Raw genomic sequence first — 12,356 nt, forward strand, 5'->3', positions numbered from 1 at the left:
ACCGAGGTATGACCGCACCGCTGCACGACAAACGCCCGGGAACGACGAGCGTCCAGCTGCCCGACACCCAACAGGGGATGCGCCGCCGCAACCTTTCCCGGGTCATGCACGCCGTGGCCGCGCACGGCCCGCTGTCCCGCGCCGCCGTGGCCACCAGGATCGGGTTGACACGAGCCGCCGTCTCCACGCTGGTGGACGAGTTGATCCGCTCGGAACTCTTGGACGAACTCGGCCCCGAGCGGCCCGGGCGAGTGGGCCGCCCCGGCTCCGCTCTCGCGGTCAGCTCACGCGGCCCCGTAGGCGTCGGGGCGGAGGTCGGCGTCGACCATCTCGCGGTCTGCGCGGTCGATCTGCGCGGCGAGGTGCGCGCGCGTGCCGTCCAGCACGTCCGCAATCGCGGGCGCTCGCCCGAGCTGGTGCTGCGGGACGTTGCCACATTGGCGCAGCGAGCGTGCGCCGAGGCCCGCCAGGTGGGCCTGTCCCCCGCAGGTCTCGCGGTGGCCGTGCCGGGCCTGGTCGCCAGGGACACGCGTTCGGTCGTCCGCGCCCCCAACCTCGGCTGGCACGACATCGACCTGGAACCGCTGCTCCCGTCCGGGCTGCCGCTGACGGTGGACAACGAAGCCAACTTCGGGGCGCTCGCCGAACTGTGGCTCGGCGAGGGCACACCGGAGGACTTCCTCCACGTCTCGGCGGCGATCGGCATCGGCGCCGCGCTGGTCGTCGAAGGGCGGCTGCTGCGCGGGACGCACGGTTTCGCAGGCGAACTGGGGCACGTACCGGTGCGGCCCGAGGGTCCGAGTTGCCCGTGCGGGGGGCGCGGCTGCCTTGAGCAGTACGCGGGAGAAGAAGCGGTGCTTCGAGCAGCGGGGCTGGAGCCGGGCGAAGGCCACGTCGGGCTCCTCGCCGAGCGCGCCGCGGCAGGTGACAGGGCGGTTCGGCGAGCGCTGGGCGGCGCGGGGGCTGCCATGGGCATCGCGCTCACGGGGGCGGTCAATCTGCTGGATCCACAGGCGGTGGTGCTCGGCGGGGCGCTGGCCCGCCTCGCGCCGTGGCTGCTCCCTTCGCTGGAGCAGGAGCTGATGGGGCGCATGGGAGGCCGGGCCTGCGGGGTGACGGTGTCCGGGCTCGGGCCCGACGGGCCTTTGCTGGGCGCGGCGCACTCGGTTGCGCGGGCCGTGCTGGACGATCCGGTGGGGGTTTGCACGGCGGGATAGGGCGGGGCAGGTGAACACTCCGGCCGCTTGCGACGAAGAAGGCAGCCGCAGGGCCGCCGCGGCCTCAGCACAGCCTCCTCGACGGGCGTCACCAGCCGTAGAGCCACCCGTTCGGGTGGCCGAGATATCCACAATCGCGATGCCGTACACAGATGTGAGTCTCGCCCTTCCACCCCAACCGGCAGGCGCCGTAACGTAATTCACGCGAGGCTCCGTCGGCCCTGATGACGGCGGCGTCCTCGCGGATCAGGAGATTCGCGTGTCGGGGGTGACCAAGCTCCGCAAGGAGTGGCTGCCCGCCCGTGAGGCGCACCGCGGACTGCACGCGCGGCTGCTCGAGACAACCGCCAAGCTCGCCCACGGACCAGCCCACGGCACGTCCTGGTAGCCGTATCAGCCCTTCCACCCGCAGCGCCCGTCCAGCCCGTTCCTCCCACCGAGAGGCAGGTCAGTCATGGATCGACCAAGACGCTTCCCGAGCAGGCGCCGACTGCTCCAGGGCGCGGCCGCCGCCGCACCTGCGGCGCTTCTGCCCGCCGGCTACGCGCGCGCCCAAGCTCTGGCAGTCGACTACCCCCTGGCCGAGTGGGTGCCGGCCAGCACGTCCAACTACACGGCCGCCAGCCGCCCCAGCACCTACCCCATCGACTACGTGATCATCCACGTCACCCAGGAGACATACGCGGACACGCTCGCCATCTTCCAGAATCCGGCGAAGAAGGTCTCGGCCCACTACGTGGTGCGTTCCCGTGACGGACACATCGCGCAGTGCGTACGCGACCGCAATGTCGGGTGGCATGCGGGCAATTGGACCTACAACACACGTAGTATCGGCATCGAGCACGAAGGGTGGGTCGACAGACCCCAGTACTTCACCAACGCGATGTACGAGCAGTCCGCCGCGCTCACCGCCGCCGTCTGCTCGAAGTACGGCATCCCCAAGGACCGCCAGCACATCATCGGTCACCACCAGGTGCCCGGCTCGGACCACACGGATCCCGGCCCGTACTGGGATTGGACGCGCTACATACGGCTCGTCAACTTCGCCTGACGGCGACCGAGACGCACCAGGCAGGAGAACGGCGAGTTCCGCCCTTCGCGGCACGCTTGTCGGCTTCCGCTCGCGGGGCGACGATGGCACCACCGCATCGCCGTCCCGGGAGGCCGAGTTGTCCGATCCATGGGTGGCGCTGGAGCCGGGTGCCGACCCCGCCGAGCGGGTGCGGGTGCTGCGCCGGGCGCACGAGAGGTTCACCGTCGCCGGGACGGTTGCCCGTCCGGTGCGTTCCGTCGTGGCGGAATCGTGGCGGAGGTCTGCCAGGGCCCGCGTCAGTCCGGAGGGCAGCGGCGCTGCGGTGGAGCTGACCGACGGCGACTTGGGGGCGTACCGGGCGGAGCATCCGCTGGCGAGGGTGATGCCGCTGTTCCGCGAGTTGATGGGCACCTTCGCTGCGGATGGGGAGCATCTTCTCGCCGTGTGTGACGCGCAGGGAAGGTTGCTGTGGGTCGAGGGTCACGCGGTGGCGCGGCGGCACGCGGGGCGGATGAACTTCGTGCCGGGGGCGCGGTGGGCGGAGTCCGCCGTAGGGACCAACGCTCCGGGCACGGCGGTCGCCGTGGACCGGCCTGTGCAGGTCTTCGCCACCGAGCACTTTATGCGGCGCGTGCAGCCGTGGACATGTGCTGCGGCCCCCGTGCACGATCCGCGCACGGGGAGGTTGATCGGGGCGGTTGACATCACCGGTGGGGACGGCCTCGCGCACCCGCACAGTCTCGCCTTCGTCCAGGCGGTGGCGAGGGCGGCCGAGTCCCAACTGGCGCTCCTCGCACCACCAGTAGCGCCCGATGGGACGGTTGAGCTGTCGGCGCTGGGCCGGGACGAGGCACTGCTTCTGGCGGGTGGGCGCAAGGTGCGGCTCAGTCGTCGGCACAGCGAGATCGTCGTGCTGCTCGCCCGCCACCCCGAGGGGTTGAGCGGCGACGAGCTGCTGTGCGCGCTGTATGAGGACGAGTCGGTGCCGCAGGTGACGTTGCGGGCGGAGATGGCGCGGCTGCGGCGCATTCTCGGGGCGGAGCTGCTCCGGTCGCGTCCGTACCGCTTGGCCGTGCCTGTCGAGTGCGATGTCGACACGGTCGAGCGGCGTCTGGGAGCGGGCGCGGTGGCGGCGGCCGCCGCCGCGTACGCCGGGCCGCTGCTGCCGCAGTCGCAGGCACCCGCTCTGATCCGTCTCCGCCGCAGACTCGCCGATCAGTTGCGGGCGGCGCTCATCGATCGCAACGACCCCGATCTGCTGGCGGACTGGGTCCACGCTCCATGGGCCGAGGACGACCTGGTGGCGTGGCGGGCACTGGCCTCGCTGCGCCCGACGCCTCCCGTCCTGGCCCGTCTGCGCGAACTCGACACCGATCTGGCCTTGGCGGTACGGAGGCCCGAGCGGGCACGCTGACCGCCCCGATCATTCCCACTGGCGACCGACGGAAGGACCGCAACGTGGATGCAACGTCCTTGGTCCTAGCCTCCGGGCGAGAGCTGCCCAACGGCGGGCAGTCTTCCCCGGGAGGCCAGCCAAGATGACCCGATACTCAGCACCCGGCACCAAGGGTGCGATCGTCTCCTACCAGTCGCGCTACGACCACTTCATCGGTGGCGAGTACGTGGCTCCCGCCCGCGGTCAGTACTTCGAGAACCCCAGCCCGGTCAATGGACAGTCGTTCACGGAAATCGCCCGGGGCACCGCCGAGGACGTCGAGCGTGCCCTCGACGCGGCGCACGCGGCGGCGCCCGCTTGGGGGCGGGCCTCCGTCACCGAGCGCGCGGATGTCCTGCGGAAGATCGCCGACCGGATGGAGGCCAATCTCGAACAGCTCGCGGTCGCCGAGAGCTGGGAGAACGGCAAGCCCATCCGCGAGACGCTGGCGGCCGACATCCCGCTCGCCATCGATCACTTCCGCTACTTCGCGGGCGTCATCCGGGCGCAGGAGGGGTCGTTGAGCGAGGTCGACGAGGACACCATCGCGTACCACTTCCATGAGCCGCTCGGTGTCGTCGCGCAGATCATTCCGTGGAACTTCCCGATCCTGATGGCGACATGGAAACTGGCCCCCGCGCTCGCGGCAGGCAACGCGGTGGTCCTCAAGCCCGCCGAGCAGACACCGGCCTCCATCCATTACTGGATGAGCCTGGTCGCCGATCTGCTGCCGCCTGGCGTGGTCAACATCGTCAACGGTTTCGGCGTCGAGGCGGGCAAGCCGCTGGCCTCCAGTTCGCGCGTCGCGAAGGTCGCCTTCACCGGGGAGACCACCACGGGGCGGCTGATCATGCAGTACGCCTCCGAGAACATCAAGCCGGTGACGTTGGAGCTGGGCGGGAAATCGCCGAACATCTTCTTCGACGACGTGTGGGCCGCCGACGACGACTTCAGGGACAAGGCGCTGGAGGGCTTCACTATGTTCGCCCTCAACCAGGGTGAGGTCTGCACCTGCCCGTCGCGGGCGCTGGTGCAGCGCGGGCACTACGGCGAGTTCCTCGAAGCGGCGATCGCCCGCACCGAGCAGATCAAGGCCGGGCATCCGCTCGACACCGACACCATGATCGGCGCGCAGGCCTCCAACGACCAGTTGGAGAAGATCCTCTCCTACCTGGACATAGGCCAGCAGGAGGGAGCCAAGATCCTGACGGGCGGCCAACGGATCGATTACGACGGCGAGTTGGCGGGCGGCTACTACGTCCAGCCGACGATATTCGAGGGCGACAACCGCATGCGGATCTTCCAGGAGGAGATCTTCGGCCCGGTCGTCTCGGTCGCGTCGTTCAATGACTTCGACGACGCCATCAAGATCGCGAACGACACGCTCTACGGTTTGGGAGCCGGGGTGTGGACGCGGGACATCAACACCGCGTACCGGGCGGGGCGTTCGATTCAGGCGGGACGCGTCTGGACGAACTGCTACCACGCGTATCCGGCGCACGCGGCCTTCGGCGGGTACAAGCAGTCGGGCATTGGGCGCGAGACGCACAAGATGATGCTGGAGCACTACCAGCAGACGAAGAATCTCCTCGTGTCGTACTCGCCGAAGAAGCTCGGCTTCTTCTAGCCGCACGAAAAAAGGCGCCTGACCTGGGCTTTTACCCGTCAGGCGCCTTTCACCCGATCCGCTCAGAGCGGGGCCTGGTTTATGCCGTACCTCCCATTTTCTCCCACCGCTATCCCGCTTCTGACCAGCACTTCCGGACCAGTCACGGACCAAAACCCCCCACTCACCCCGTTGGCGCCCCGCCCAGGCTGACGCGGTCCCACTCCTCCATCGACTGCTCGATCAGCCGGTTGGCTTGCTCCCGGACGCCGTCCAGGAACTTGGCGTAGTGCCGGAAGAGGACCTCGATGCTCTGGCCCGCGCGGCGAGCACATTCGGCCGGGTCCACACCGGAGTACAACCAGAACGAGATCCCGGCGTGCCGGAGATCGTAGGGCCGCTTGGCGAGACCGGAGGCGAGTTCCGTGCGGGTCAGGACGTACTTTCGTGCCCGCGCCCACGTAATGCCATACGCAGACGCGTCCACGTAGTTGCCGGCCTGGTTCCGGAACACCCGACCGTCCGGCGCCACGCCGAACCGTTTGATGTGCGCGCGCAGGATGCGCACGAACTGCGGCGGGATAGGCACCGGCCGGGTCGCGGTAGCCGCACGGCGCTTGAGCGAGTGCACCTCGTGCACCGCGCCGTCGTCCGTCCACTCCTTGCCCGCGGTGATGACGCCGCCCGACAGGTTGAGCATCCCCCACCCGGTCTCGGGCAGATGGCACTGTTCGAGACGCAGGTGAATGACCTCCCCCGGCCTCATGGCCGCGTAGTACATGCACCCGAAGAACGCCTCCAGGTGAGGGCCGCGCCCGCGCTGCTGAGCAACTGCCGCGAGCAGCCGGGCGACTTGGGCCAGATTGGGGACGGCAGCCGGGTCCACCTCCTCGCTGACCGCCGGAGCGTTCCACCTGAGCCCGTTGAGAGGGTTCTCCGCGAAGTAGCCTTTCTCCACTGCGGTGCTGAGCACTTCGCTCAACGCAGCCCGCTTGCGCCGCACCGTCTTGGCTGCAGCCGCTTTGCCGTCCAGCTTGCGACACAGGCTGTCCAGTGCCCGCCGCAGCACGTCGGCTTCCGCGAGAGCACCGACGGGCAAGGAGTTTCGCTTCAGCCAGTCCAGGGCCTTCCGCCACTCCTCCCTCGGCTCTTGGGTCCATGCGTTTTTGTTGAACGCCCACGAGTACAAGGCGCGCCGCAGTACCCGCGGCTCCGGATATATTGCGCCATGGTGCACCAGGGCAGGCGTGATGGTGGCGAATGCGTCGGCCAGGGTACGACGGGTGTTTCCGGGCGTACGGTCCCACCGTTGGTCGATGTATTCGTGGGCAAGGTCGTACCACGTCGTTCGCTGCTTGATGGCCCGCAGCTCGGACGCCGGCAGCCCCGTGTATTCATCGAAAGGCTCGCCCTCGCGCGCCGCCGTCATCAGCTTCGCGTGCCTGCTCTCGGCGAGCCCGACGGTCATGAATGACTCTGATTTTTCACGTCCGTTGACTGTCCACCGGACCATAAACGCCTTGCGTCGGTCAGGACGCTCGCGTATGTCCCAGAAACGGACGTTGTAACTCATCGCCAAGTGTCAGAATCTCTCTCGCACGCGTCCCACCAGGCATCCAGATCTGTGCGGCGGCACCGGAGTTCGCCATTGGGTAGCTTGATCATGCGGGGGGCTTGCCCGCGGGCACGCATGCGGTAGAACGCCGACGGACTCATGCGGATCTCCGCAAGCACCTCGGCCAGCTTCAGCGCAGGAGGACGAGCCATGCAATTTCACCTTCGTATCGATAAAGGCTTCATACCGGAAATCCAGGCGTGCATTGATACGCAATACAGACCACCCTTTCCGAGAGAACCATCCATGGTGGAGTGGGCTATAAAACGCAGCGGGTCATCGTGAATCGGCACAGTGTGGGTTACGCCTCACGGCGCACAGTCGAGCGGCCAGGGGGAGACCTGGCGTAGCAAGCAGCCAGCCAAAGCCATGGGCATGAAGACGCGGTCATTGATAGGGCAGCAGGCGGCAGCAGCGCCCTATACCTCCTCGCGAATGCGTGCGGCGCTGCCAACTGCGTCCGCCACGGCTCCACCGCCAAGCACAGCCGTGTGCGAACACCATCAATGCTCTGCACGATCCCCGGTTTCGCTAACCGGGGATCGCCTGCTATGTATCGCGCAGCACGAAAAGGGCATCGCCTGTGGGCACCCCCTGTCATCTCCGTTAGGGCGACAGCCGGTAGGACCGGAGAGCGGGGTCGCTCCGTCCATGACGAACGTCAGAAGCCCGTCTTCGGTGAGTCGGCTGAGGCTACGAGCCTCGACACGCTCGAGGGCGCCAACGGCTCGGGCGACTTGTCAGGGTGCGGCTCCGGGGTGCACTGCGATGTGCGCGACAACCGCTCGAGCACGACGGTAGCCCCGGTGCACCAGGTCGAAGAGCGCGGCCGCGCAGACGCAGAGACAGAGCGCCGTGGAGAGCGCGCCATGGTCTTCTGTCTCCTGCGTGGGCTACGCGTTCAGGGCGCCGAGCGCCAACAGGATGGGGCAGTGAAGCGAGCAGATCGGAGAGCGGGATTCGACAGACGGGGCCTCCTTAGAACAGGTCTCGGCGGCAAGACCGAGCAGAGCGGGAGTACGGGCTCCCAAGGCGTCCGGCATGCATACCGGTCGCCCCGAAGCCGCATCACGTCGCTGACCTGGTGTTTTCCGGGACGTTGTACGTTGACATGGTCTCGGAGGAGGTTCCAGTCGTTTGGGGCTCTTTCCCGTCTGCCGTGGGCGAATCCGCGCCGGGCACACCGCAGGCAGCGTCTTCGCTGCCTGGCTTGTACCCGCCTCTCTGCACCGCGGTCGAGCAACTACCCCCACCGTGTGGATGACGGCTTGCCCAGCGCTCTCCGCCAGCTGACCTTTATCACGGCGGAGGTTTCGTTGTTGAAGCCCGACGGCGAGTGCCGGATTGATAGCGGATTCGTCACGGCCGCGTCGGAGCAGCCTGCGGGGCAGTCACCGCCGCGTCATATGCCGGGCTCGATGCGCCAGAGGTACTCGGCAGCTTGGTCATCGACCAGTTCTGCAAGGCGGCAGCGTTGGCTCGGTGTTCTTCGCGTTCGGGCCCGGCACCCCGGATGGCGTAGGCAGGGGCGCCCGTTCGGTCCGGACCAGCAGGGCCCGTACATCCGGTACGTGCACGCTGACGGGGGGGCGGATGACGTTCGTGCCGGACCGGGTGGTCGTGGCCGAACTGCGGTCCGTGGCAGAGCTCGACCTGCGGTCCTCCACCCGCTGAACAGCCTCACCGGTACCGAGGCTCGCGGCGACTCGGGCGAGGATGAGTCCCGTCGGCAGGTCGTCCACGGAGTAAGGCGACGAGGGGCCAGCGCCGCGGCGGCGATCGTGTAGAGGCGGGTGCTGTGCGCCTGAATGAAGTCGATCAACGTTCTATTTCCCGTCGGCAAGTTCGCGCAGGAGGCTCCAGCCCCGACGGCCGATCACCGGATCATCGGGGTGACCTGCGGTGAAAAGGTTGTGCTTGCGGTTGAAGGCGGCGACGGCCTTCTGCGTCTGCGGCCCGTAGGCGTCGGACAGCGGCACCGACCGGTCAAGCCAGCCAGCGTCCTTCAGCGCCTTCTGGAGACCCTGCGCAGACGGTGCCGAGCGGCCCGGAGCAAGACCCTCCGGAAACGGAGGAGCCGAGTAGGAGCCGGCGCTCACCTTCCCCGGAACGGTGAGCTTCTGCCCTGCCCTGATCACGAACGGCTTCTTGATCTTGCTGGCCTGGGCGAGGACTTCCCAACGGACGCCGAGCTTCTTGCCGATCCCGGACAGCGCGTCGCCGCTCTTGACCACGTAGGTCGACGAGCCCGCCGACGAACCCCCCGCCGAGCCACTGTCTGAACCTCCACTGGACGGCTTCGACTTCAGCCGGGCAGCCACGCGCTCGCGCAGCCAACTCATGGTGAACCCCTGGCCACGTCCAGATCTCGGGCTGCGGCCCGTCCTGCGGGCGCCAGGGGCGGGTCGGTTCCGGCTCGGGGGCACGGCTCATGCCTTCGACTCCACGATCCGCCCGACGCCGCCGTCCGAGAGGCTGGGGACGCCCACCGCGCAGCACATCGCCCGCATCCTCTCGCCGCAGGTCCGGCCCCGGCACTCCCGGAAGGTATGACGCAAGCCGTAGAAGACGCGCACGATACGGAGCCTCTGCCCCCTTGGAAGGCCACACTCATGTCCACCCGTCACTACCCGACTCCGTTCGCTGCGCCTCACCGCGGCGGCCACCGCCACCGTTGCCGCCGTTGCGCTGCTATTGACCGGCTGCTCCAGGGCCTATGAGTTGTCCCGATATCCCGTGAGGCTGAGGGTCAGGCTGTGTCCGGGTCGGCGCCGATAGCGCCGGCTGAGCGAAGCGAACGCCCGAGGTCTCCGGTGAGGATGCGGGGGTGGCGCCGCCACCACCACAGGTCGGGGCCGGGGACCCTGTGGAACTGGTCGAGTGCTATGCCGTCGTCGTCAACGGTCGCGGCCTTGTGCCGCTCATCAAGAGTTCTGATCTGCGGGGTCCAGAGCTGGACGATGTGGTCGTCCAGTAGGAGCCAAGCCTCGTGCAGCCAGTTTCGGCAGAAGAGGTCGTTGGCGTACTCGTAGATGTGATCGCCGTAGCCGCGCTCGATGGCGCTCACCAGGACGGCCCACGCGTTCACCCTTTCAGCGACCGTGAACGCCGTCCGCCAGCCGCGCTGGTGCAACAGCTCTCCGGCCCCGGTTTCCGTAGCCACGGGTGTGAGGTTCTCATGCCGAATCCTCCAGGCGACTGAGATGTTTCCAGCCCGAGGCAGGCGGCCCCGCAGCGCGATCAAGATGAGACGATCTCGCCGTGGCTGGTGTGATCGCGGCGTCGGAACCGTCCTGGATAGCCCCGTTCACCGGACTGAGCCCGCGGCAGTTCGGCAAGCTGGTGACGGTTCTGCGGCGCGAGGGTGCGGACGCGGTCCGCAGGGGCCGGCCGTGGAGTCTTTCGCTGAAAGACCGGGCCCTACTGGTCGCGGCGTACTGGCGAACGAACCTGACCATGCGGCAGCTCGCTCCGCTGTTCGGGGTGTCGAAGTCGGCGGCGGACCGGATCATCGACCACCTCGGGCCGATGCTCGCGCTCCGACCCCGGAAGCGGTTCGCAAAGGACACCGTGCTCATCGTGGACGGCACCCTTGTCCCCACCCGGGACCACACCATCGCCGAGCGGTCGAAGAACTACCGGTACTCCACCAACCACCAGGTCGTCATCGACGCCGACACTCGCCTGGTAGTCGTGGTCGGCCGACCACTCGCCGGGAACCGCAACGACTGCAAGGCATGGTAGGAATCCGGCGCCAAGGCCGCCGTCGGCAACACCGTCACGATCGCCGACGGCGGCTACCCGGGCACCGGACTCGTCATCCCGCATCGCCGGCAGCGCGGCCAGACCGAACTGCCGGACTGGAAGGAAGAGCACAACAAGTCCCACAAGCAGGTCCGGGCCCGGGTCGAGCACGTCTTTGCCCGCATGAAGACCTGGAAGATCCTCCGCGATTGCCGTCTCAAAGGCGACGGCGTCCACCACGCCATGCTCGGCATCGCCCGGATGCACAACCTCGCCCTCGCCGGATAGGCGAGCGGTCCGCACGACGGGTCGAGCACGCCCCAGTCGACTCGTAGATCATTTACGGGACAACCCTTAGGAGACGGTCGAGGCTCGCCCGGCAGCGGGGAGCCACAGAAGAGGTCGGGTCAGCGCAGCGTACGCATCGCCGGGCTCGTGGCCATCAGTGCGGCGCAGGCCAGGACCGCGCCGCCGCTTGCCAGGAACAGGACCGTCGTGCCGTACGGGAGAAGGGCTCCGGCGAGGGCGTAGGAGATCGGGTCGAAGGCCACCGTGGCCAGGACGACGAGGCTCAGCACCCGGCCGCGCAGCCCTTCGGGCACGCTCTCCTGCAGGGTGGCCACGATGACCACGCCGAGGAACCCGGACCCGATGCCGGCGAGGGAGACGACCGCGGTCGCGGCGATCACATGGGTGACGGCGGCGAGTCCGGCCGTGCCCGCGCCGATCGCCGCGACCCCGCCGACGACGATCCAGCCGCGCCGGTCGGACGGGAGCAACCCGGCCAGCAGCGAGCCTGTCAGCGCGCCCGCTCCGAACCCGGAGAGCACGATGCCCAACGCGCCCGCACCGCCCAGGCGTTGGTCAGCGAGTACCGCTCCGCCCACGATCACGGGGCCCACCACGGCGATGTTGATCACCGCGACCGCCGCCAGCATCCCCCGCACCAGCGGTTCGTTCCAGGCGTGGCGCAGGCCCGCCGCGAGGGCGCGGGCGCTGCTCTGAGGTTCGGCGTCGTGATCGGCCTCCGCCGCCTTCGCCACGCGGCGCAGCGAAACGAGGGCGAGAGCGGCCGACGCCGCCACAACGGTGATCCCGGCGAGCGTCGCCTCGAAGCCGACGGCCGCGATCACGCCTGCGGCTACCGCCGGGCCGATCAGGTCGCCGCCCGACTCCGCTCCCTGCACCAGTGCGTTGACCTGCGGCAGTTTCGCGGCCGGCGCGACCGCGGGCAGCAGCGCCAGTGCCGCCGGGAAGTACGCGGCGTCGGCGATGCCGAGCAGCCCGGCGAGTATCGCGACCGTCGTCACCGAGGGCGAGGTCGAGGTCGAGGTCGAGACGACGATCACGGTGAGGGCGAGCAGCACGCCCACTCGCAGCCACGCGGCCACGGCCGCGACCCGGCCCGGACCCACGCGGTCCACCAGTACTCCGGCGGGGAGCAGCAGCAGCGTCCGGGGCAGTGCCACCGCCACCAGGACGAACCCCGTGGTCATCCCGGGTTCCGAGAGCTTCAGTACGAAGAGCGTGAGCCAGATCAGGAACAGGGCGTCGACCACGGCCGCCAGCCCCTGCCCCACCACGAGGCGGCGCAGGCGCGTGTCGCCCGACGGTTCGCGCTGCTTGGCGTCGGCGGCGGTCGGCTCCGACGTCATCGTCCGCTCTCCTTGCGCTCGTGGATTGTGGTGGTGCGGGCTGCCCGCCGC

Annotated in this window: 10 protein-coding genes and 1 pseudogene; 6 read left to right on the forward strand and 5 right to left on the reverse strand. The window is 68.7% G+C overall.

The window, feature by feature from the left end; all coding sequences use genetic code 11:
• Window positions 1-8 precede the first annotated feature (8 nt).
• The 5 genes from CP975_RS02485 (at window position 9) to exaC (ending at window position 5,312) form a co-directional block, all read left to right on the forward strand.
• A complete protein-coding gene (locus CP975_RS02485) occupies window positions 9-1,217 on the forward strand; it encodes an ROK family transcriptional regulator (RefSeq protein ID WP_055528814.1) in 1,209 nt (402 codons plus the stop codon).
• A gap of 259 nt (window positions 1,218-1,476) precedes the next feature.
• Window positions 1,477-1,605 carry a hypothetical protein gene (locus CP975_RS36200; protein WP_281292816.1) on the forward strand — a complete coding sequence of 43 codons (129 nt, stop codon included), beginning with the start codon at window positions 1,477-1,479 and terminating at the stop codon, window positions 1,603-1,605.
• Between the two features lie 66 nt (window positions 1,606-1,671).
• Complete coding sequence (locus CP975_RS02490; protein ID WP_055528813.1) at window positions 1,672-2,268, forward strand: N-acetylmuramoyl-L-alanine amidase; 597 nt, start codon at window positions 1,672-1,674, stop codon at window positions 2,266-2,268.
• A gap of 118 nt (window positions 2,269-2,386) precedes the next feature.
• Window positions 2,387-3,664 (forward strand): helix-turn-helix domain-containing protein, encoded by a 1,278-nt coding sequence (locus CP975_RS02495; RefSeq protein WP_055528812.1) that lies wholly within the window; start codon window positions 2,387-2,389, stop codon window positions 3,662-3,664.
• A 124-nt stretch (window positions 3,665-3,788) separates the two neighbouring features.
• Window positions 3,789-5,312, forward strand: a complete 1,524-nt coding sequence (exaC, locus tag CP975_RS02500) for an acetaldehyde dehydrogenase ExaC (protein WP_055528811.1) — start codon at window positions 3,789-3,791, stop codon at window positions 5,310-5,312.
• Between the two features lie 163 nt (window positions 5,313-5,475).
• Here exaC and CP975_RS02505 read toward each other — a convergent pair whose 3' ends face one another.
• From CP975_RS02505 to CP975_RS02525, 4 genes are all read right to left on the reverse strand, one after another.
• Window positions 5,476-6,864, reverse strand: a complete 1,389-nt coding sequence (locus CP975_RS02505) for a tyrosine-type recombinase/integrase (protein WP_055528810.1) — start codon at window positions 6,862-6,864, stop codon at window positions 5,476-5,478.
• The gene (locus CP975_RS35645; protein ID WP_116152606.1) at window positions 6,861-7,058 is read right to left on the reverse strand and encodes a helix-turn-helix transcriptional regulator; all 198 of its coding nucleotides are present in this window, start codon (window positions 7,056-7,058) and stop codon (window positions 6,861-6,863) included. Before CP975_RS35645 ends, CP975_RS02505 begins: the two co-directional genes overlap by 4 nt.
• A gap of 1,674 nt (window positions 7,059-8,732) precedes the next feature.
• The gene (locus CP975_RS02520) at window positions 8,733-9,248 is read right to left on the reverse strand and encodes a PGRP and LysM peptidoglycan-binding domain-containing protein (RefSeq protein WP_150476522.1); all 516 of its coding nucleotides are present in this window, start codon (window positions 9,246-9,248) and stop codon (window positions 8,733-8,735) included.
• Between the two features lie 407 nt (window positions 9,249-9,655).
• Window positions 9,656-10,069, reverse strand: a complete 414-nt coding sequence (locus tag CP975_RS02525; protein ID WP_055528807.1) for a hypothetical protein — start codon at window positions 10,067-10,069, stop codon at window positions 9,656-9,658.
• 98 nt (window positions 10,070-10,167) lie between these two features.
• Between CP975_RS02525 and CP975_RS02530 the strand changes: the two are divergent.
• Window positions 10,168-10,938 (forward strand): annotated as a pseudogene (locus CP975_RS02530) (transposase).
• Between the two features lie 119 nt (window positions 10,939-11,057).
• Here CP975_RS02530 and CP975_RS02535 read toward each other — a convergent pair.
• Window positions 11,058-12,305: an MFS transporter gene (locus CP975_RS02535; protein WP_055528806.1), complete on the reverse strand. Its 1,248-nt coding sequence runs from the start codon at window positions 12,303-12,305 to the stop codon at window positions 11,058-11,060.
• Between the last annotated feature and the right edge of the window lie 51 nt (window positions 12,306-12,356).

This window comes from Streptomyces alboniger (assembly GCF_008704395.1).
GTDB classification, from domain to species: domain Bacteria; phylum Actinomycetota; class Actinomycetes; order Streptomycetales; family Streptomycetaceae; genus Streptomyces; species Streptomyces alboniger.

Coding starts and splice junctions, on each gene's coding strand:
- CP975_RS02485 (WP_055528814.1), top strand. CDS start 9: ATGACCGCACCGCTGCACGACAAACGCCCGGGAACGACGAGCGTCCAG.
- CP975_RS02490 (WP_055528813.1), top strand. CDS start 1,672: ATGGATCGACCAAGACGCTTCCCGAGCAGGCGCCGACTGCTCCAGGGC.
- exaC (WP_055528811.1), top strand. CDS start 3,789: ATGACCCGATACTCAGCACCCGGCACCAAGGGTGCGATCGTCTCCTAC.
- CP975_RS02505 (WP_055528810.1), bottom strand. CDS start 6,864: ATGAGTTACAACGTCCGTTTCTGGGACATACGCGAGCGTCCTGACCGA.
- CP975_RS35645 (WP_116152606.1), bottom strand. CDS start 7,058: ATGGCTCGTCCTCCTGCGCTGAAGCTGGCCGAGGTGCTTGCGGAGATC.
- CP975_RS02520 (WP_150476522.1), bottom strand. CDS start 9,248: ATGAGTTGGCTGCGCGAGCGCGTGGCTGCCCGGCTGAAGTCGAAGCCG.
- CP975_RS02535 (WP_055528806.1), bottom strand. CDS start 12,305: ATGACGTCGGAGCCGACCGCCGCCGACGCCAAGCAGCGCGAACCGTCG.